Here is an 18,514-nt window from a genome sequence, read left to right as displayed (position 1 = left end):
TCAGACCGTATCGCCCTTGATGTCCGGCAGGGCGTCCCGATCGCTCCACAGATAACGGTAGATCAGCCCGCCGATGATGCCGCCGATGATGGGCATCACCCAGAAGAACCACAGCTGGTGCACGGCCCAGTCGCCCTGGAAGAACGCCACGCCGGTGGAGCGCGCCGGGTTTACCGAGGTGTTGGTGACCGGGATGCTGATCAGGTGGATCAGGGTCAGCGCCAGGCCGATCGCGATGCCGGCAAAACCCACCGGTGCACTCCGGTGCGTTGCGCCCATGATGATGAAGATGAAGAAACCGGTCATCACCAGTTCGCACAGCGCGGCCGCGCCCATCGAATAGCCGCCCGGCGAATGCGCGCCGAAGCCATTGGAAGCAAAACCGCTGGCCGCGGCATCGAAGCCGGGCTTGCCCGAGGCGATCACGTACAGGACCAGCCCCGCGAGGAGGCCGCCGAGTACCTGCGCCACGATGTACGGGATCACTTCCTTCAGCGGAAACCGGCCGCCGGCGGCGAGGCCGCAGGTCACCGCCGGATTGATGTGGCAGCCGGAAATATGGCCGATGGCGTAACACATGGTCAGCAAGGTCAGGCCAAACGCCAGTGCCACACCGGCGAAGCCGATACCCAGTTGGGGAAACCCGGCAGCCAGCACCGCACTGCCACAACCACCCAGAACCAACCAGAACGTACCGAAGAATTCGGCCGTCATACGTTTGCCCATGTTCATTGAAATGCTCCTTGCAACGGTGTGAAAGGAAAAGCCCGGTCAACGTGAACCATCAGGCGCCGCTGCTCCCCAAGCCTTGGTCGGCGGCGACCAGAGCGTAGCAAATCAACTTGCGTGGGGTGCCGCGATCCATCACCGAGCTCGGATATTCTTGCTCATCTTGCGCGACGCCCCGCCGGGTATCAGGTGCTGATTGATGGCAACAAAACCTCCCGAATTCTTCCGCGACCCTGGCGCCGACCGGACTCTTGATCGCCGTGACATCCGCACGCTGGGCCTGTCGGCGCTGGGCGGTGCGCTGGAGTTCTACGATTTCGTGGTGTTCGTGTTTTTCGCGATTCCCCTCGGTCATCTGTTCTTTCCCCCTGCAACGGCGCCCTGGCTGGCGCAGTTGCAGGTATTCGGCATCTTCGCGGCCGGCTACCTGGCGCGGCCGCTGGGCGGCATCGTGATGGCGCATTACGGCGACACGCTGGGGCGCAAGAGGATGTTCATGCTCAGCGTGTTCCTGATGGCGGTGCCCACGCTGTGCATCGGCCTGCTGCCGGTGTACGCGCAGATCGGCATGCTGGCGCCGTTGCTGTTGCTGCTGCTGCGGGTGGTGCAAGGCATTGCGGTGGGGGGCGAGGTGCCCGGTGCGTGGGTGTTCGTGGCTGAGCATGTACCGCCGCGGCGGACCGGATTCGCCTGCGCCAGTCTTACCTCGGGGCTGACCGTCGGCATCCTGATCGGTTCGCTGATCGCGGCATCGATCAACCGCGGCATGACGCCGGCGCAGGTACTCGACTATGGCTGGCGATTGCCGTTCCTGATCGGCGGTGTGTTCGGCCTGCTTGCAGTCTGGTTGCGCCGATGGCTCAGCGAGACGCCCGTGTTCGAGGCGATGCAGGCACGCAAGGAACTGGTTTCCGGCCTGCCACTGAAGCGGGTGCTGGAGCGGCATTTGCCCGGCGTGCTGCTGTCGATGCTGGTGACCTGGATGCTCACGGCGGCGATCGTGGTGGTGATCCTGATGACGCCATCGCTGGCGCAGTCGGCCTTCCATATCGCGCCGGCGCGCGCCTTCCTGGGCAACAGCGTGGCCTCGTTCGCGCTGGCGCTGGGTTGCCTGTTTCACGGCTGGCTGGCCGATCGCGTCGGGTATGCGCGCGCCCTGCTGCCGGGGGCGATCGGATTGCTGCTGAGCAATTATGTGCTGTACCTGGATCTGCAGGCGGGCGGCGCGCATTTCATCGCGCTGTATGCGCTGGCCGGTTTCGCCGTGGGCGTGGTGGGCGTGGTGCCGGCGGTGATGGTGGCGGCGTTTCCGCCGGCCGTGCGTTTTTCGGGCCTGTCGTTTTCGTACAACATCGCCTATGCGCTGTTCGGCGGGCTGACGCCGCCGCTGATCGGTTTGCTGGTGCGCCACGCCGGGGTGCTGGCGCCGGCGCATTACGTGGCGTTCACCGCGTTGATCGGTGCGGCCGTGGCGCTATGGCTGCTGGCCCGGGGCAGCGCCATGGCGGTTCAGAATTCCAGTTCCTGCGCGGCGCAAAGGTAGTCGACCAGCGGCGCGACCTGCTTGAAGGTGGCGACCGTCCAGGGCAGCAGTTCGCTGGAGCAGGCCAGTTCCTCGCTGAAGGGCGCGGAGGCGATGAAGTCCTTGCGCTTCAGGTCGTCGATCAACTCGTGCGTGGGGTCGTAGCCGCGTGGCGGCCGGATCAGCGATTCGCCGCCCAATTGCAGATCGCCAAATGCCTTGCCCCGCGTGGCGCGTTTCCATGCTGCCGGGTTGTCGACCAGAAACCCGCGGATGTGCTTCAGCGCATCCGGTTCGGGGTGCCACATGCCGCCGCCGGCGAAGCAGTCGCCCGGCTCGATGTGCAGGTAGAAGCCCGGCGCCTGGATTTCGTGGCGGCGCACGTGGAAGAAGCGCGAGCCCTGCCAGGGCTTGTATGGCAGCTTGTTGTTGGAATAGCGGGTGTCGCGATAGATGCGGTACAGCGAGCCGCCGTTCTTGCGCGGATCGGCACGGTAGTGCTCGCTGATGGTCACCAGCGGTTGCTGCATGTCGGTGATCAGTTGCAGGAACGGCTCGCGCACGTGGCGTTCGTAGTCGTCCTTGTGCGCGTGAAACCACGCGCGCTCGTTGTGACGGTCGAGCGCGCGCAGGAAGCGGAAGGTGGCGGGGGTGAAATAGCTTGTGGGCATGGCGTTTCGTTGGGGAGAGTGAGTCGCGGTCGGGCAGACAGGAATCAGGCAGACAGCGGCAAGTCGAGGGCAAGCTGTTCGCCCCAGGCCTGCAACTGGTCGATCAGGGTCAATTTGCCTTGGGCGGCAGGGTCGGCCCGCAGTTCGGCCAGACGCGCGAAGTAATCGTCGAGGGTCAAACCGGTCAGCGCGGTATGGCGGGTGAGCCGGTTGTGACAGAACTGCCGCCAGCGCTCGCGCTCGTCCGCATCCAGCGTGTCCGGCCAGTTGCGGGCGCGGTAGCGGAACAGCAGCTCCGGGTAGCGCGCATCGCGAAACGGGAATGCGCGCTCGCCCAACTGTTCCGGCGGTGTGGCGCGCACCTGGGCCAGCAGGCGCTTGTCGGCATCGGGCAGGAAACCGCCGCCATACAGGGCAAGCTCGGGGTCTTCCGGCGGCGGCAACACGCTGGCGCGCTGGAATACGCGGCGCAACTTTTCCGCCAACCCGTCCACCGCGTGCAGGACGTCGCGGTGGGCCAGGCAGCGATCGACGTCCAGTTGCAGCCGCGCCGTGTCCACGCCCTGCAAGACAGATAGCGGCGCCAGCGCGGGCGCGTGGTTGGCGCGGACGGTACGCAGCGGGATGCGCTCGATGCCTTCGGGCAGGTCGGCGCGGGCGGTGAAGATGCGGTCGGCGATGTCGTCCTCGTCCAGCGCCAGCCATTCGGCCGGGTCGGTGGAAAGGTCGTACACGATGATCTCGCCGGCACGCGTCGGATGCGTCGCCAACGGCACGATCAGCGCCAGGCAATGCCGGTTGGCGGGGTAGCGCGAGGACACGTGCACCATCGGCGTGCGATTCACCACGTCGAGCAGCTCGAACACCTTCTGCTTGCGGCGCAGGGCGTAATACCAGTCCCATAGCCGCGGCTGGCGTACGCGGATCAGCCGCGCCAAGTCGATCAGTGCGTAGACGTCGGACAACGCATCGTGCGCACGTTCCTGTTTCAACTGGTTGGCCTGGGCCAGGTGCTCCAGCTTGAAACTGGGCGAGCCGTCCTCGCGGGTCGGCCACACGATGCCTTCCGGTCGCAGCGCCTGGCACAGGCGCACCAGGTCGATCAGGTCCCAGCGTGAGTTGCCGTTTTCCCATTCCCGCCCATACGGCTCGTAGAAATTGCGGTACAGCATCTGTCGCGTGATCTCGTCATCGAAGCGCAGCGAGTTGTAGCCCACGCCGCATGTCCCGGGCTGGGCCAGCTGCTCGTGCACACGGGCGGCAAACTCGGCCTCGATCACACCCTCGTGCTCAGCCAGCTGGGGCGTGATGCCGGTGATCATGCATGCGTCGGGATGGGGCGGCATTTCCCGCGGCGGCTTGCCGTAGAACATCACCGGCTCGCCGATGACCTCCAGCTCCAGCGTGGTGCGGATACCGGCGAACTGCACCGGCCGGTCGCGCCGCGGGTCGGCGCCGAAGGTCTCGTAGTCGTGCCAGAAAAAGGTCTGCATGGATGAATCATCTCACGCGCCGATCACGGGCAAGCGGAGGCAAGGCTGATAAACTGGCGCTCCCAAGGAGGACCCATGAGCCAAGCCAACGACGAGAACCTGATCTGGATCGATCTGGAGATGACCGGCCTCGACACCGACAACGACTCCATCCTGGAGATCGCCACGGTGGTTACCGACAAGGATTTGAACGTGCTGGCCGATGGCCCGGTGTTCGCCATCCGCCACGAGATCGACCAGCTGGAATCGATGGACAGCTGGAACCGGAACCAGCATCACAAATCCGGTTTGTGGCGGCAGGTGCTGATTTCCGAAACCGACCACGCCATGGCCGAGCAGGCCACGGTGGATTTCCTGCGCGCCTGGGTGCCGCCGGGCAAGTCGCCGATGTGCGGCAACTCCATCTGCCAGGACCGCCGCTTCATGCATCGCGAGATGCCGCGGCTGGAGCGCTACTTCCATTACCGCAACCTGGACGTGTCCACGCTGAAGGAGCTGGCGCGGCGCTGGGCGCCCGATATCGCCAAGAGTTTCGGCAAGGAATCGGCGCACACGGCGCTGTCCGACATCCGCGACTCCATCAGCGAACTGCGCCACTATCGCCAGTTCATGGGCCAGCTGGGCGGGCTGCACACGCCGTGACGTCGCCCCGGCGCGGCGTCACCACGAGGTAATTGCATGTCGATGGATCTGCTGGCGCCCGTACTCGATTGCCACGGCCGGCCACTGCGGCTGGATCGCCCACGCGTGGTGGGCATTCTCAACCTCACCCCCGATTCGTTCTCCGACGGTGGCAGCCACGACAGCGTGGACGCTGCCGTGGCGCACGCGCTGCAGATGGTGGAGGAGGGCGCCGACATGATCGATGTGGGCGGCGAATCCACCCGTCCGGGCGCGGCCGATGTGCCGGTGGACGAGGAGCTGCACCGCGTCATCGCGGTGATCGAACAACTGGCCTCGCGCAGCGAGGTGCCCATCGCCATCGACACGTCCAAGCCCGAGGTGATGCGCGCGGCGGTAGCCGCCGGCGCGGGCATGATCAACGACGTCTACGCGCTGCGCCGCGAGGGCGCGATGGAAGCCGTCGCCGAGCTGCGCGTGCCGGTGTGCCTGATGCACATGCAGGGCGAGCCGCGCAGCATGCAGGACGCGCCGCATTACGACGACGTGGTCGGCGAGGTGCATCGCTTCCTCACCGACCGGCTGTTCGCCTGCGAGCTGGCCGGTATCGAGCGCAGGAACGTGATGGTCGACCCGGGTTTCTGCTTCGGCAAGACGCTGGAGCACAACCTGGCGCTGCTGGCCGCGCTGGATCGCTTCACCTCGCTGGGCAGCGGCGTGTACGCGGGCTTGTCGCGCAAGTCGATGATCGGCACGCTGACCGGGCGGCAGGTACCCGCCGAGCGCGTGGCCGGCTCGGTCGCCGCCGCGTTGATCGCGGTACAGCGCGGCGCGCGCATGGTGCGCGTTCATGATGTGGCTGCCACGGTGGATGCGCTGGCGGTGTGGCAGCCGGTGCAGGCGTTGGACGCGGCGCCGCGCCGCGAGGAAAAGAGCGCGATGCCGCGCTGGCCCGACGACGATTGATCCATCCACTTCTTCCGCCGGCCGGATGGCCGGGAATGGACAAGGAAACCCCATGACGCAACGCAAGTATTTCGGCACCGACGGTATCCGCGGCATGGTGGGTGAGTGGCCGATCAGCGCGGATTTCATGCTACGCCTGGGACGCGCCGCCGGCAGCGTGCTGGCGCGCAACAGCAAGGGCCGCCCGCTGGTCCTGATCGGCAAGGACACGCGCGTGTCCGGCTACATGTTCGAGTCGGCGCTGGAGGCGGGCCTGGTGGCCGCGGGCGTCGACGTGGGCCTGCTCGGCCCGATCCCCACGCCCGCGGTGGCGTTTCTCACCCGCTCGATGCGCGCCAGCGCCGGCATCGTGATCAGCGCCTCGCACAACCCGCACCACGACAACGGCATCAAGTTCTTCTCCGCCGACGGCGAGAAGCTGTCCGACGAGGTGGAGCTGGCGATCGAGCAGGAAGTGGATGCCGACTTCGTCACCGTGGCGTCGGAGAAGCTGGGCAAGGCCAGCCGCCTCACCGACGTGGTGGCGCGCTACACCGAATTCTGCAAGGCCACCGTGCCCGAGGATTTCAGCCTGCGCGGGCTGAAGCTGGTGCTCGATTGCGCCCACGGCGCCACCTACCAGGTGGCGCCGCGCGTGTTCAGGGAGCTGGGTGCCGAGGTGGTGGCGATCGGCGACAAGCCCGACGGTTTCAACATCAACCACGGCGTGGGCAGCACCCACCCGCAGGCGCTGCAGCAGGCGGTGCTTGAACATGCCGCCGACATCGGCATCGGCTTCGATGGCGACGGCGACCGCGTGGTGCTGGTCGACCGCCACGGCACGCTGGCCGATGGCGACGACATCCTCTACGTGCTGGCCCACAGCCTGCGCCGGCGTGGTCTGCTGCAAGGCCCGGTGGTCGGCACGCAGATGAGCAACTACGGCCTGGAGCTGGCGCTGGGCAAGATCGATGTGCCGCTGATCCGCGCCAACGTGGGCGACCGCTACGTGATGCAGCAGCTGAAGCAGCACAAGGGCATGCTCGGCGGCGAAACCTCGGGCCATATCCTGTGCCTGGACCGCGCCACCACCGGCGACGGCATCGTCTCCGCGCTGGCCGTGCTGGAAGCGCTCGGAGAAGCCGGCCAGGACCTGGTGGGCGCCCGCGCGGGACTGAACAAACTGCCGCAGGTGATGCTGAACGTGCGCGCCAACGGTGCCCGCGAATCCCTGGGCAGCGCCGAAGTGCGCCAGGCGCAGGCCGAGGTGGAGGAAATCCTGCGCGGCCGCGGCCGGGTGGTCTTGCGCGCGTCGGGCACCGAGCCGCTGGTGCGCGTCACCATCGAGGGCGCCGACGCCGACGAGGTGCAATCGTTGGCGGAGAAGCTGGCGGGGATAGTAAAATCGGTGGCCGAACGTTCGTGAACCTGTAGTTGTACGGGTCGCCATGGTAGGCCCGACGTGCACCGCCCATGCGGGCCCAACTGGACTACAGCCATGCAACACGTTCCCACGCTCGATATCCGCCGCTACGACAGCGACCGCGACGCCTTCGTCGCCGAACTGGGCGCGGCCTATCGCGAATTCGGCTTCTGCTGCATCAGCGGCCACGGCATCGCCCGCGAGCTGATCGACGGCGCCTACGACGCCTTCCAGCGCTTCTTCGCGCTACCTACCGAAACCAAGCTGAAGTACCACATCCCCGGCAGCGGCGGCGCGCGTGGCTATACCCCGTTCAAGGTGGAAACGGCCAAGGGCAGCCAGTACGCCGACCTCAAGGAGTTCTGGCACATCGGTCGCGAGATTCCGCGCGACTCGAAGTTCGCCGACGTGATGCCACCGAATGTGTGGCCGGCCGAGGTGCCGGATTTCAAGCGCTGGGGCTACGGCCTGTACCAGGCGCTGGACGATCTGGGCAGCCGCGTGCTGCGCGCGCTGGCGTTGCACATCGAACAACCGGAAAACTTCTTCGAGGACAAGATCGACGCCGGCAACTCGATCCTGCGCCCGATCCATTACCCGCCGATCGACGACGCCAGCGACATCCCGAACGTGCGCGCCGGCGCGCACGAGGACATCAACCTCATCACCTTGCTGGTGGGCGCCAGCGCCGAGGGACTGGAAGTGCTGAGCCACGGCCAGTGGCTGCCGATCACCACCGAGGGCGACGCCATCGTGGTGAACATCGGTGACATGCTGCAGCGGCTGACCAACCACGTGTTTCCGTCCACCTCGCACCGGGTGGTCAATCCGCCCAACGAGAATGCGCGCAAGCCGCGCTATTCGGTGCCGTTCTTCCTGCACCCGAACCCGGACGTGGTGCTCGATCCGCTGGCACCATGCATCACGCCGGACAACCCGCGCCGCTACGACACCTCGATCACCGCGCACGAGTACCTCATGCAGCGGTTGCGCGAGATCAAGCTGATCGGCTGAGCCCTCAGGCGCGGTTGTGCGCGCGCATGGTGCGCTGCTTCTCGATCTGCCAGTCGCGCTGCTTCTCGGTATCGCGCTTGTCGTGCTCCTGCTTGCCGCGGGCCAGGCCGATTTCCACCTTCACCTTGTTGCCTTTCCAGTACATCGCGGTGGGCACCAGGGTGTAACCCTTGCGCTCGACGGCGCCGACCAGCTGGTCGATCTCCTTGCGATGCAGCAGCAGCTTGCGGGTGCGCCGATCCTCGGCGATCACGTGGGTGGAGGCGCTGATCAGCGGCGGGATCGACGCGCCGACCAGGAAGATCTCGTTCTTCAGCACCACCGCGTAGCTGTCGCCGAAATTGATCCGGCCGGCGCGCAAGGCCTTCAGTTCCCAACCCTGCAAGGCCACGCCGCATTCGAAACGCTGGTCGATGTGGTATTCGAAGCGCGCGCGCTTGTTGAGCGCGATGGTGCCGCTGCCCTTGGTGTCCTTGTCCTTCGTTTTGGCCATGTCCGTTAAACTCTCGCCTTTCGGCCTGCTGCTGACGCGACCGCGGAAGGGGCCAGGCCATTGATGATTGGAAGAGGCTGCCGTGATCGAAATTCGTCGCAGTGCGCTGGTGCGCTTTACGCCCGAGCAGATGTTCGATCTGGTCAACGATGTGGAAGCATACCCAAAGCGTTTCAACTGGTGCGCCTCGTCGGAAGTGATCGAGCGCGATGGCAACGTGCTGGAGGCGCGGCTGGATCTGAACTTCGCCGGGTTGCGGCATAGCTTCACCACCCGCAACACGGCCGAGCCTCCGCAGCGCATCGACATCCGCCTGGTGGGTGGTCCGTTCCGCTCGCTCGACGGCGTATGGACCTTCACCGCGCTCGGCGATGCCGGTTGCAAGGTGGCGCTGGCGCTGGATTTCGATTTCGCCGGCCGCTTCGGCGGTACCCTGCTCAAGCTGGGTTTCCAGGGCCTGGGCAATCGCATGGTCGACGACTTCTGCCGGGAGGCCGAGCGCCTGTATGGATGACGCCACGCCAGACGGCTCTGCGATTACGGTGGAAGTGGCGTATGCCGATGCAACGCGGCAGATCGTTCGTCGCCTGGAATTGCCGGCTGGCACCACGGTGATGGAAGCGGTCACTGCTTCGGAACTGGAAAGGGACGTGCCAGTGGGCACGATTGACCCGACGCGATTGGGTATTTTCTCGCGTCGGGTATCCCCAGATCAGGTGCTTGGCCAAGGCGACCGGGTGGAAATCTACCGGCCGCTCGTGCTCGACCCCATGGAAGCGCGTCGGCGGCGGGCGCGGCGCCGCTGAGAAACCGTACCGGGCGTGCCCGGCCGGTTACTTCACACGGTCATTGACCGTCGTCGTTATCCCCGCCGCTGCTGGCGCCCGCGCCGAAACCGCCGTCGTCCTGTTTCGGCTTCTCACTCTTGTCGCCCTCGGTTTCGTTGACCGGATAGTCGGCGTGATACTTCTTGCTGTCTTCCAGCAGCTTCTCCGCGTCCTGCGGGAAGAAGTCACCTTCGGTACGTACCAGCGTGTCGTTGTTGAAGGTCAGCGTGAGGGTGCGTATCTTGATCGGGCCACCGCGATGCGACTGCGTGGACACGTAATCCCAGCGGCTCTGCTCGAAGGGCGTGGCCACCGACGGTGTGCCCATCAGCACCAGCACCTGACGCTTGGTCATCCCCGGCTTCAGCTGATCGACCGTCTTCTTGTCGAGCAGGTTGCCCTGTTGCACATCGGGTGTGTAGACGATGTGGCAGCCGGCGATGGAGACCGCCAGCATGGTGAAAACCAGCAGGGAGATCAGCTTTTGCATGCGTGGTGCGTCCCAATCATAAAGGTGTCGGATGATACACTACCGTTTCGGTAGCGCTGTGCGCCTGGAGGTCAGTGATGGAACAGGAAACCAGGGAACTGCGTCGGGTTGGCCTCAAGGTCACCCATCCGCGCATGCGCATCCTGCAGATCTTCGACGAGGAGGAGGGCAATCATCTCACCGCCGAAGACGTCTACAAGAAATTGCTGGCCCATCAGGAAGACATCGGCCTGGCGACGGTTTATCGCGTGCTGACCCAGTTCGAGGCAGCAGGCATCGTCGTCAAGCACAATTTCGAGGGCGGCCAGGCTGTCTACGAACTCGACCGCGGCAAACATCATGACCACATGATCGATGTGGACAGCGGAAAAGTGATTGAGTTCGTCAGCGAGGAGATCGAGCGGCTGCAGCACGAAATCGCGGCCCGGCATGGCTACGTTATCGAGGACCACAGCCTGGTTCTCTACGTGCGTCCCAAGCGGCGGGCCGGGAAGGCCTGAGCCTTCGGTCCCCGGGCGCTGATGCCGCTTGGCGGCACTCGGCAAGATCCGGGTAGGGGACAAAAAAAGCACAAAAAAAACCGCAGTTGGACTCCTGTCCGCCTGCGGTTGTTCCGTTACCTGTCGAGCTCCGATTCAGCGAATTGCTCGCTGGCATCGGGTACGCCACAAGTCGCGGCAAAAACGGCATCCTGCCGTTTTTCTCGAAGCGCCCGTCCCCACGGTTGCTTCGATACACCATCTTGCGATGGTGGCTCCCCCACATCGATGGAACGATACTAACGAAGCTTTCACGGGCCGGATATTGGAAAAATTCCTAGGTGACGCGGTGATTCACCGTGGCCTCCGCCTTGAAGCTGAATGACATCGGTGGCATCCGGTCAGGCAGGCTCTTTGTTCGCTGCGCCTCACGCCAGCGCGGAAGGGTCGGCGCCACCGTTGCTGTTTCGCAGCAGGATCCGCAGGTGAACGCCGGGCTGCTGCGGGTGCAGCCTGAAATCCCCACCCAGTGAGGTCACCCGGTCGCGCATGCCCTGCAGGCCGCGTCCGCCACGAGGTACGCGAGCGGGCAGGCCGGTACCGTTGTCGCGCAGGTCCAGCAGTGCCAGCGCGATGCCCTGGCGTTTGCCAATGCGCAGGCGCAAGCGGAATTCGGTGGCGCCGGAGTGCTTGACGGCGTTGGTGGCGCTTTCCTGCGCCAGGCGATAGATCGCCGTGCGGATGTCCTCGTCGAGCTGACGTGGATCGCCGTACAGGTCCGTGTGGTACGCGATGCCCGCGGTGGTCAGCAAGTCGCGTATCGGGCCTTCGTCAAGCGCGCGCATCAGGCCGAACTCGTCCAGCACCGCGGGGCGCAAGTCGTCGAGCAGCCGATGCAGGGCCCGCCGCATATGCCCCAGGATGGTGTTGATCGAGCTGCTGATGTCTTCCAGCCCGGCCTGCCGCAGACGCGCTTCCGCCAGTTTCACGTGGGTCTGGATGGCGGTGATGTTCTGCCCCAGTTCGTCGTGGAGTTCGGCGGCCAGGTGCCTGCGCTGGTTTTCGTCGGCGCGCAGGTTGCCGCGCGCGGCATTGCGCAGCTGGCCGGTGAGCTGGTCGAGGTGGTAATTGACCGCCCCCATGTAGGCGTTCTGCTCGGCCACGTACGCGCTGCTCTCGCGCAAGGCGTCGGTGGCCGATCCCAGCATGATGGCGCCGGTACCGGCCACCGCCAGCAGCAGATAGGCCGATGCAGTCGAGGGCGCATAGCCCAGGCGGTGCTCGGCCAGGGTAATGCCCGCGCTGGTGACCAGCATGGCCAGGCTGGCTCCGCGCCAGCCATGCCGGAACGCGAAATACAGGATCGGTGCCAGAGACAGCACGCGGGCGAATTGCGGCTCGGGAGCGGCCTGTCGCGACAGCAGAAGCAGGATTGCCATCGAAGGCAGCATCACCAGCACGCCGTCGATCAACAGGCTGATCAGCGCCCCGCGGTCCAGTCGATCCTGCAACAGCATCACCATCAGGGGGACCAGCAGGAGAATCGCCAGATAATGGCTGAGCAGTTGTTCGCCCAGGATCCTCAGCATCTGGTCGCTGCCACGATGGAGCGCGGTGAGCGCCGTGGCGTCGGTGATCGCGGTGGCAGCCACCAGCACCAGCACGATCAACAGCAGCCGCGCCATCTGCTGGGGTGTATTCAATGTGACCTGCCAGCCGAACCGGCGCACCAGCCACAAGCCGCCGGCCATCACCAGCATGTCCGGCAGTTCGCCGAAAAGGAGACCGTTCCAGCCGGCGGGCGCGCCCTGGTTCATGACGATGCCGAACGAGGCGACACATTCCGCGCCCAGCAGCCAGCCCCAATAACGCATGGGTGCAAGCAGCAGGGCGCCGAATCGCAGCCCGTACGGCAACATCCAGAATGGCTGCGCCGTGGGCCACAGCGCCATCCACGCCAGGAAATAAGCGAGCCCCAGCATGGGGCCGAGACATGACGTGAGGAACGACTTCGATAGCATGGCGCGATGGTACATGTGCGGCACCATGTCGCGGCGGTGGTTCCTTAGGAAGTGGAAGTCGTGCCGTGGCGCACGCGCGTGTGTAAAGTAGGGACATGCACAGTATCGTTCTGGTTGACGACCACGCCATCGTCCGCGAAGGGTTCAAGCGCTTGATCGAGCTTGAGCCCGATCTGGACGTGATCGCCGAATGCCGTTGCGCCGACGACGCGGTGGAGGCGGTAACCCAGTGGCTCCCCGATCTCGTGGCGCTGGATCTGTCGTTGCCTGACGGCAGCGGGCTGCCGCTGATCGAGCATCTGCTGAGCGTGGCGCCGCAGACCCGCATCGTGGTGCTGAGCATGCACGATGGCGAACCGTACATTTCCGAAGCCATGCGCCGTGGCGCCAGCGGCTACGTGACCAAGGGCGTTGCGCCGGAGGAACTGGTGGCCGGGCTGCGCGCCGTGATGAATGGCGAGAGCTTCCTGAGCTCGGATATCCGCAAGCGGCGTGCGGAACGGCCAGGCGACGCGCTTGATCCCATCCACCGGCTGACGGCCCGCGAACGCGAAGTCTTTTTGCTGCTTGCCGCCGGGCGCGCGCCCAAACAGGTGGCTGCCGAGCTGGGCATTGGCCAGAAAACCGTCTATATCCATCGGGCCAGCGTGATGGGGAAACTCGGCGCCGGTTCCGAGCTCGAGCTTTACCGCATGGCCAGCGAACGCAGCCTGTTGCCGGCGGCCTGACCTACCAGCAAGCCCTCGAATGGACGGCCATCCGCGATGAACCGCGATGATGCCGCGGTGGGCTGCGCTCTGTCAGAATTGCCGTCCAGCCAACAGGGGAGCCATGGCATGAGTGACACCGAGGTCGTGCCGGTCAATTCGCCGCGCCGCATTCTTTTTGCCAGCCTGATCGGCACCACGATCGAGTTCTTCGATTTCTACATCTACGCCACGGCGGCGGTGTTGATTTTCCCGACGCTGTTTTTCCCCGCGGCGGACGCCACCTCGGCCACGCTGGAATCGCTGGCCACGTTTGCGCTGGCGTTCTTCGCGCGCCCGATCGGTTCGGCCGTGTTCGGCCACTTCGGCGACCGCGTCGGGCGCAAGGCGACCCTGGTGGCGGCCTTGCTGACCATGGGCATTTCCACCGTGACCATCGGCTTGTTGCCCACCTATGCGGACATCGGCGTGGCTGCGCCCGTGCTGCTGGCGCTGTGCCGTTTCGGCCAGGGTCTGGGTCTGGGTGGCGAGTGGGGCGGCGCCGTGTTGCTGGCGACCGAGAATGCACCGCCGGGCAAGCGTGCGTGGTACGGCATGTTTCCGCAGCTCGGTGCGCCGATCGGCTTCTTCCTGTCTTCCGGCATGTTCTTGTGGCTGACCCAGGGTATCGGCGAGGCCGCATTCTTCGCCTGGGGCTGGCGCGTTCCGTTCCTGGGCAGCGCGGCGCTGGTGGTGATCGGCTTGTGGATGCGGTTGAAGCTGCACGAGACGCCCGACTTCGCCCGCGCGATATCGCGCCATGAGCGCGTGCGCATGCCGATGCTGACCGTGCTCGCCCACCATCCGCGCGCACTGCTGGCCGGCACCTTCACGGCGCTGGCCACGTTCGTATTGTTTTATCTGATGACGGTGTTCGCCCTGAGTTGGGCCACCACGCGGCTGGGTTATTCGCGCGAAGAATTCCTGCTGCTGCAGATGCTCGGCGTGATCCTGTTCGGTATCACCATCCCCCTGTCGGCCATCTTCGCCGATCGTTACGGTGCGCGTCTGGCGATGGTGCTTTCCACCTTGCTGATCCTGGCTTTCGGTATCGGTTTCGCGCCGCTGTTCACGGCCGGCAGCATGACCAGCGTTCTCCTGTTCCTTTCGCTGGGCCTGGGTGTGATGGGGCTGACATACGGCCCCCTGGGCACGGCGTTGGCGCAGATGTTTCCCACCGCGGTGCGCTATACCGGCGCATCGCTGGCGTTCAACATGGCGGGCATTTTCGGTGCGTCGCTGGCGCCGTATATCGCCACCTGGCTGGCGGCGACGCGTGGCCTGGCCTACGTCGGCTATTACCTTGCCGCGGCAGCGGTGGTGACGTTGCTGGCCTTGCTGATCACGCCGCGTTCCGCGCACGAACCCGTTGCGTCAGGTGAGCCGACGGTCGCGATCTAATGCAGGGGCGGGATCAGCGACGGCGTTGCTGGATCTCGGGTAATGTCGCCGCTCGACGGTCAATGGGGACCGGTGGTGTGGTCGTGTGATCGGCAGCGGGCAAGGTGGAAATGCTCGGGCACCGGATCCTCACCACCCGTGCACAGCGGCTGGCAGCGCAGCAGTCGCCAGCCGGTCAACAAACTTCCACGCCACGGGCCGAAGCGCGTCACCGCGATACGTGCATAATCAGAGCAACTGGGATGAAATCGGCAGCGCGGTCCCAGCAGTGGGCTGAGCCAACGCTTGTAGAAACGGAGCAACAACAGTATCAATCGGGTCAAGACAGACGTAACCGCGGCGAGCTGGGGAATTCAGTGCCACGAGTATTCCAGAATCGAGCTTGCCGGTGTAGGGCACATGGGCTATAACTCCCGGCCGCCACGGCCAAAAACGGTGAAGGAATATGGCGAATACGACGCGTAGTTCGACCGCTGCCAAGGTTAAAAAGGACAAGGTTCCGACCAAGTCGGCCGGCAAGCCCAAGGCTGCCGCCGTCAAGGGCGGCAAAGCCAAGCCCGTGGCGAAGTCGGCAACCGCCAAGCGCCCGGCCGCTGCGGCGAAGCCCGCCGCAAAGACCACGGCGGCACGCAAGCCGGCGACCGTGAAAAAGGCGAAGTCGGCTGCTGTGACGGCAAAGAAAGTCACGGCCAGGCCGGCAGCGAAAGCGTCTGCCAAACCGGCTAGCGCAAAGAGCGCGCCGAAGAAAGGGGTGGCAAAAAAAGCCCCCGTGAAGCAAGCTGTGACGAAGGCGTCGGTCAAACCGGCGGTCGCAAAGAAGTCGGCGCAGAAACCAGCATCCAGGCGCTCGACGGTTTCGAAAACCCCCATCAAGCCGGTAGCGAAGAAGTCTGCACCACCGGCAAAACCCGCGGCGAAGGTTGCTTCGAAGCCTGCTTCGAAACCCAAGGCGCCGCTGCCGGCCAAGGACAAAACGGCAAAGGCTGCCGTGTCGGCCAAATCCGCTCCCCGGCCCGCACCGGTGGCTGCACCCAACAAACAGGCTGTTCCGGCTTCCACCACCGCGCTCTACAAAGGCAAGGTGGCAAGTGCCATCGCCATGGTGACCCCGCGGAAGGCCCCGGCTCCCGCGCACCATGCCTCTCACCATAATCATAAAAATTCGTCATCATCAATGAATAAATCGGCTACAAAAAAGCTTGAAAACGGTGTCACTCGGGAAGACGGGCGCTACGCGCTGCCTTCCACCAGCGTCATCGCCTTGCCCAAGGGGTATCGTCCGTCCTCCGACGAGGAGTACATGAACCCGCAGCACCTGGCCTACTTCCGCAACAAGCTGCGCGACTGGCGCGACCAGTTGGTGGAAGAATCGCGCCAGACCATGGACAACCTGCGCGAAGAAGTGCGCGATGTCGGTGACGAGGCCGAGCGCGCCACCCGCGAAACCGAAAACTCGCTGGAACTGCGCACGCGTGACCGCTACCGCAAGCTGATTTCCAAGATCGACAAGGCGTTGCGCCGGATCGAGGAAGGCAGCTACGGCTTCTGCGAGGAGACCGACGAGGAAATCGGCGTGGACCGGCTCGATGCCCGCCCCATCGCCACCTTGTCGCTCGATGCGCAGGAGCGTCGCGAACATCTGCAGAAGCAGATGGGCGATTGATCACTCTGGTTCAATGACATGAAAAAGCCCCGCTTCAAGCGGGGCTTTTTCTTTGCCGGCGTACGCGCGGCGAGTGCGCTCGATGCGCAGTCGTGGACGTGCGGCTAGGCCAGTGCCTGCGCGGCGTAGCCCTTCAATTTCGCCAGCATCGACGCCAGCCCGTTCGAGCGGGTGGGCGAGAGGTGCTTGGCCAGGCCAATGGTGCCGATGAAGGCGGGTTCGGTATCCACGATGTCCCGTGCCGGGCGGTCCGAGTACACGCGCAGCACCAACGCGATCAGGCCGGAAACGATGGCCGAATCGCTGATCGCCTCGAAATGCATGCACTGGGCATCGCCGCTGGGAACCAGCCAGACCATCGACTGGCAACCGAGCACGCGGTAGTCCTCGGTCTTGTGCTCCTCCGGAAACGGCGGCAGTTGCTTGCCCAGGTCGATCAGGTATTGGTAACGCTCGGTCCAGTCGCCGAAATAGGCGAATTCCTCGGCGATTTCCTGCTGCGCCTCGTCGGCGCTGGTTTGCGTATTCATCGGCTCATTATCGCGCAACGGATGGAGGCGGGGGGATGCGGCTGGCTCATCGGCGCATCCATAACCCTCACTTGACGCTCCAGCGGGTTCCTTGGGCGCTGTCCTCGATCACGATGCCCAGCGCGTCCAGCTCGGCGCGGATGGCGTCCGCGCGGGCGAAGTCGCGCGCGGCGCGGGCGTCGCGGCGCTGCTGCAACAGACCTTCGATGTGGACGGCGTCGATCGTTTCCCCGCCGCGCTGGAACCATGCTTCGGGTGCCTGCTGCAGCAGGCCGAGCAAGGCGCCGCCACCGAGCAGCTCAGCCTTGGCCGCGGCCGTGCCGGCCTGGCGCGCGGCATCGGCCAGTTGCGACAACTCCGCTAGCGCCTGCGGGGTATTGAGGTCATCGCACAGCGCGGCCTCGACGGCGGGCGGCACCGGCAGCGCGCCTTCGGGGAGGTCGATCCCGTCCAGGTCGCGCAGCACGCGGTACCAGCCATCGAGTGTGTTTACCGCCTGCTGGATGGCGTCTTCGGACCAGTCCAGCGGCTGGCGGTAATGGCCGCGCAGCAACATGAGGCGCAGTGCCTCGGCCGGATGCTGCTGCAGGAGTTCGTGCACCAGCAGCACGTTGCCCAGCGACTTGGACATCTTGCGGCCGCCGAAGGTGAGCATGCCGTTGTGCAGCCAGTAACGGGCGAACGCCTTGCCGCCATGCGCGCAAGTGGATTGGGCGATCTCGTTTTCGTGATGCGGAAACTGCAGGTCGATGCCGCCGGCGTGGATATCGATGGTTTCGCCCAGGTGGGCGGCGCTCATCGCCGAGCATTCGATATGCCAGCCGGGACGACCGCGGCCCCACGGGCTGTCCCAGCCGGGCAGTTCCGGGGTGGACGGCTTCCACAGCACAAAGTCGCCAGGGCTTTTCTTGTAGGGCGCCACGTCCACCCGCGCGCCGGCGATCAATTCCTCGGTGTCGCGGCCGGACAGCTCGCCGTACGCCGGGTAGCTGCCCACATCGAACAGCACATGACCCTCGGCGGCGTATGCGTGGCCGCTGGCGAGCAACTGCTCGACCATCGCGACGATCTCGCCGATATGCGCGGTGGCGTGCGGCTCAATGTCCGGCGGGGCCACACCGAGGCCGGCCATGTCGTCGCGGAAGGCCTGGGCGAAGCGGTCGGTGATGGTGGTGATCGGCACGCCCTGTTGCTGCGCGGCGGCATTGATCTTGTCGTCGACGTCGGTGATGTTGCGGGCGTACACCACCTGCGGGTAATGCCGCCGCAGCAGCCGCGCCAGCACATCGAACACCACCGGCGGGCGCGCATTGCCGATGTGCACGAAGTTGTAGACGGTGGGGCCGCACACATACATCGTCACCCGTTGCGGGTCGAGCGGAACAAAGGGTTCGAGCCGGCGGGTGAGGCCGTTGTAGAGCGAAATCGGCATGGGTTGGAGCATCC

The 18,514-nt window shown here is 65.2% G+C and carries 21 protein-coding genes; 11 read left to right on the top strand and 10 right to left on the bottom strand.

Annotated features, from left to right (window positions below; genetic code table 11):
* Nucleotides 1–732 carry an aquaporin Z gene (aqpZ, locus tag ASD22_RS05560; RefSeq protein WP_056079982.1) on the bottom strand — a complete coding sequence of 244 codons (732 nt, stop codon included), beginning with the start codon at nt 730–732 and terminating at the stop codon, nt 1–3.
* Nucleotides 733–928: 196 nt separating this feature from the next.
* Between aqpZ and ASD22_RS05555 the strand changes: the two genes are divergently transcribed.
* Complete coding sequence (locus ASD22_RS05555) at nt 929–2,272, top strand: MFS transporter (RefSeq protein WP_056079979.1); 1,344 nt, start codon at nt 929–931, stop codon at nt 2,270–2,272.
* Here ASD22_RS05555 and ASD22_RS05550 read toward each other — a convergent pair.
* Nucleotides 2,239–2,922: a DUF2461 domain-containing protein gene (locus ASD22_RS05550; protein ID WP_056079977.1), complete on the bottom strand. Its 684-nt coding sequence runs from the start codon at nt 2,920–2,922 to the stop codon at nt 2,239–2,241. The genes ASD22_RS05555 and ASD22_RS05550 overlap by 34 nt on opposite strands.
* Nucleotides 2,923–2,966: 44 nt before the next feature.
* Nucleotides 2,967–4,415 carry an exodeoxyribonuclease I gene (gene sbcB / locus ASD22_RS05545; protein WP_056079974.1) on the bottom strand — a complete coding sequence of 483 codons (1,449 nt, stop codon included), beginning with the start codon at nt 4,413–4,415 and terminating at the stop codon, nt 2,967–2,969.
* A gap of 75 nt (nt 4,416–4,490) precedes the next feature.
* Here sbcB and orn point away from each other — a divergent pair, with 75 nt between their 5' ends.
* From orn to ASD22_RS05525, 4 genes are all read left to right on the top strand, one after another.
* A complete protein-coding gene (orn, locus tag ASD22_RS05540) occupies nt 4,491–5,057 on the top strand; it encodes an oligoribonuclease (protein WP_056079971.1) in 567 nt (188 codons plus the stop codon).
* Between the two features lie 36 nt (nt 5,058–5,093).
* Nucleotides 5,094–6,002: a dihydropteroate synthase gene (gene folP / locus ASD22_RS05535; RefSeq protein ID WP_200946321.1), complete on the top strand. Its 909-nt coding sequence runs from the start codon at nt 5,094–5,096 to the stop codon at nt 6,000–6,002.
* A gap of 52 nt (nt 6,003–6,054) precedes the next feature.
* A complete protein-coding gene (gene glmM, locus ASD22_RS05530; RefSeq protein WP_056079969.1) occupies nt 6,055–7,407 on the top strand; it encodes a phosphoglucosamine mutase in 1,353 nt (450 codons plus the stop codon).
* A 72-nt stretch (nt 7,408–7,479) separates the two neighbouring features.
* Nucleotides 7,480–8,418, top strand: coding sequence for a 2-oxoglutarate and iron-dependent oxygenase domain-containing protein (locus tag ASD22_RS05525; RefSeq protein WP_056079967.1), 939 nt, complete (start codon nt 7,480–7,482; stop codon nt 8,416–8,418).
* A gap of 4 nt (nt 8,419–8,422) precedes the next feature.
* Here the strand turns inward: ASD22_RS05525 and smpB are convergent, their stop codons facing one another.
* Complete coding sequence (gene smpB, locus ASD22_RS05520) at nt 8,423–8,911, bottom strand: SsrA-binding protein SmpB (protein ID WP_056079964.1); 489 nt, start codon at nt 8,909–8,911, stop codon at nt 8,423–8,425.
* 82 nt (nt 8,912–8,993) lie between these two features.
* Between smpB and ASD22_RS05515 the strand changes: the two genes are divergently transcribed.
* Nucleotides 8,994–9,425 (top strand): type II toxin-antitoxin system RatA family toxin, encoded by a 432-nt coding sequence (locus ASD22_RS05515; protein ID WP_056081016.1) that lies wholly within the window; start codon nt 8,994–8,996, stop codon nt 9,423–9,425.
* Nucleotides 9,418–9,717, top strand: coding sequence for an RnfH family protein (locus ASD22_RS05510; protein ID WP_056079960.1), 300 nt, complete (start codon nt 9,418–9,420; stop codon nt 9,715–9,717). The genes ASD22_RS05515 and ASD22_RS05510 overlap by 8 nt, the downstream gene beginning before the upstream one ends.
* A gap of 40 nt (nt 9,718–9,757) precedes the next feature.
* On the opposite strand, the gene bamE is transcribed toward ASD22_RS05510, so the two are convergent.
* Nucleotides 9,758–10,228 carry an outer membrane protein assembly factor BamE gene (gene bamE, locus ASD22_RS05505; protein ID WP_056079957.1) on the bottom strand — a complete coding sequence of 157 codons (471 nt, stop codon included), beginning with the start codon at nt 10,226–10,228 and terminating at the stop codon, nt 9,758–9,760.
* A gap of 77 nt (nt 10,229–10,305) precedes the next feature.
* Here bamE and fur point away from each other — a divergent pair, with 77 nt between their 5' ends.
* Complete coding sequence (gene fur, locus ASD22_RS05500) at nt 10,306–10,728, top strand: ferric iron uptake transcriptional regulator (protein ID WP_007081897.1); 423 nt, start codon at nt 10,306–10,308, stop codon at nt 10,726–10,728.
* 407 nt (nt 10,729–11,135) lie between these two features.
* Here the strand turns inward: fur and ASD22_RS05495 are convergent, their stop codons facing one another.
* A complete protein-coding gene (locus ASD22_RS05495) occupies nt 11,136–12,743 on the bottom strand; it encodes an MASE1 domain-containing protein (RefSeq protein ID WP_235577529.1) in 1,608 nt (535 codons plus the stop codon).
* Between the two features lie 80 nt (nt 12,744–12,823).
* On the opposite strand from ASD22_RS05495, the gene ASD22_RS05490 reads away from it, so the two are divergent.
* Nucleotides 12,824–13,456, top strand: coding sequence for a response regulator transcription factor (locus ASD22_RS05490; protein ID WP_056079954.1), 633 nt, complete (start codon nt 12,824–12,826; stop codon nt 13,454–13,456).
* Nucleotides 13,457–13,564: 108 nt separating this feature from the next.
* Nucleotides 13,565–14,875, top strand: a complete 1,311-nt coding sequence (locus ASD22_RS05485; RefSeq protein ID WP_056081009.1) for an MFS transporter — start codon at nt 13,565–13,567, stop codon at nt 14,873–14,875.
* 59 nt (nt 14,876–14,934) lie between these two features.
* Here ASD22_RS05485 and yidD read toward each other — a convergent pair whose 3' ends face one another.
* Together yidD and ASD22_RS16860 are read right to left on the bottom strand one after the other, a co-directional pair.
* The gene (gene yidD, locus ASD22_RS16330; protein WP_082520131.1) at nt 14,935–15,198 is read right to left on the bottom strand and encodes a membrane protein insertion efficiency factor YidD; all 264 of its coding nucleotides are present in this window, start codon (nt 15,196–15,198) and stop codon (nt 14,935–14,937) included.
* Entirely contained in the window at nt 15,104–15,874 is a 771-nt protein-coding gene (locus ASD22_RS16860; protein WP_162245052.1) for a hypothetical protein, read from the bottom strand. The genes yidD and ASD22_RS16860 overlap by 95 nt, the downstream gene beginning before the upstream one ends.
* On the opposite strand from ASD22_RS16860, the gene dksA reads away from it, so the two are divergent.
* On the top strand, nt 15,864–16,538 hold the full coding sequence (gene dksA / locus ASD22_RS05475) for an RNA polymerase-binding protein DksA (protein WP_235577580.1): 675 nt from the start codon (nt 15,864–15,866) through the stop codon (nt 16,536–16,538). The two genes, ASD22_RS16860 and dksA, sit on opposite strands and share 11 nt — an antisense overlap.
* A 104-nt stretch (nt 16,539–16,642) precedes the next feature.
* On the opposite strand, the gene ASD22_RS05470 is transcribed toward dksA, so the two are convergent.
* Nucleotides 16,643–17,068: a SufE family protein gene (locus ASD22_RS05470; protein ID WP_056079951.1), complete on the bottom strand. Its 426-nt coding sequence runs from the start codon at nt 17,066–17,068 to the stop codon at nt 16,643–16,645.
* Between the two features lie 67 nt (nt 17,069–17,135).
* Entirely contained in the window at nt 17,136–18,500 is a 1,365-nt protein-coding gene (gene cysS / locus ASD22_RS05465; RefSeq protein WP_056079949.1) for a cysteine--tRNA ligase, read from the bottom strand.
* Between the last annotated feature and the right edge of the window lie 14 nt (nt 18,501–18,514).

Origin of the sequence: Rhodanobacter sp. Root480, from assembly GCF_001426645.1 — a bacterium.
GTDB lineage: Bacteria > Pseudomonadota > Gammaproteobacteria > Xanthomonadales > Rhodanobacteraceae > Rhodanobacter > Rhodanobacter ginsenosidimutans.
The sequence above is the reverse complement of the archived record's forward strand: the minus strand, read 5'-3'. Positions and strand labels throughout refer to the sequence as shown.

Coding starts and splice junctions, on each gene's coding strand:
- aqpZ (WP_056079982.1), bottom strand. CDS start 732: ATGAACATGGGCAAACGTATGACGGCCGAATTCTTCGGTACGTTCTGG.
- ASD22_RS05555 (WP_056079979.1), top strand. CDS start 929: ATGGCAACAAAACCTCCCGAATTCTTCCGCGACCCTGGCGCCGACCGG.
- ASD22_RS05550 (WP_056079977.1), bottom strand. CDS start 2,922: ATGCCCACAAGCTATTTCACCCCCGCCACCTTCCGCTTCCTGCGCGCG.
- sbcB (WP_056079974.1), bottom strand. CDS start 4,415: ATGCAGACCTTTTTCTGGCACGACTACGAGACCTTCGGCGCCGACCCG.
- orn (WP_056079971.1), top strand. CDS start 4,491: ATGAGCCAAGCCAACGACGAGAACCTGATCTGGATCGATCTGGAGATG.
- folP (WP_200946321.1), top strand. CDS start 5,094: ATGTCGATGGATCTGCTGGCGCCCGTACTCGATTGCCACGGCCGGCCA.
- glmM (WP_056079969.1), top strand. CDS start 6,055: ATGACGCAACGCAAGTATTTCGGCACCGACGGTATCCGCGGCATGGTG.
- ASD22_RS05525 (WP_056079967.1), top strand. CDS start 7,480: ATGCAACACGTTCCCACGCTCGATATCCGCCGCTACGACAGCGACCGC.
- smpB (WP_056079964.1), bottom strand. CDS start 8,911: ATGGCCAAAACGAAGGACAAGGACACCAAGGGCAGCGGCACCATCGCG.
- ASD22_RS05510 (WP_056079960.1), top strand. CDS start 9,418: ATGGATGACGCCACGCCAGACGGCTCTGCGATTACGGTGGAAGTGGCG.
- bamE (WP_056079957.1), bottom strand. CDS start 10,228: ATGCAAAAGCTGATCTCCCTGCTGGTTTTCACCATGCTGGCGGTCTCC.
- fur (WP_007081897.1), top strand. CDS start 10,306: ATGGAACAGGAAACCAGGGAACTGCGTCGGGTTGGCCTCAAGGTCACC.
- ASD22_RS05495 (WP_235577529.1), bottom strand. CDS start 12,743: ATGTACCATCGCGCCATGCTATCGAAGTCGTTCCTCACGTCATGTCTC.
- ASD22_RS05490 (WP_056079954.1), top strand. CDS start 12,824: ATGCACAGTATCGTTCTGGTTGACGACCACGCCATCGTCCGCGAAGGG.
- ASD22_RS05485 (WP_056081009.1), top strand. CDS start 13,565: ATGAGTGACACCGAGGTCGTGCCGGTCAATTCGCCGCGCCGCATTCTT.
- ASD22_RS05470 (WP_056079951.1), bottom strand. CDS start 17,068: ATGAATACGCAAACCAGCGCCGACGAGGCGCAGCAGGAAATCGCCGAG.
- cysS (WP_056079949.1), bottom strand. CDS start 18,500: ATGCCGATTTCGCTCTACAACGGCCTCACCCGCCGGCTCGAACCCTTT.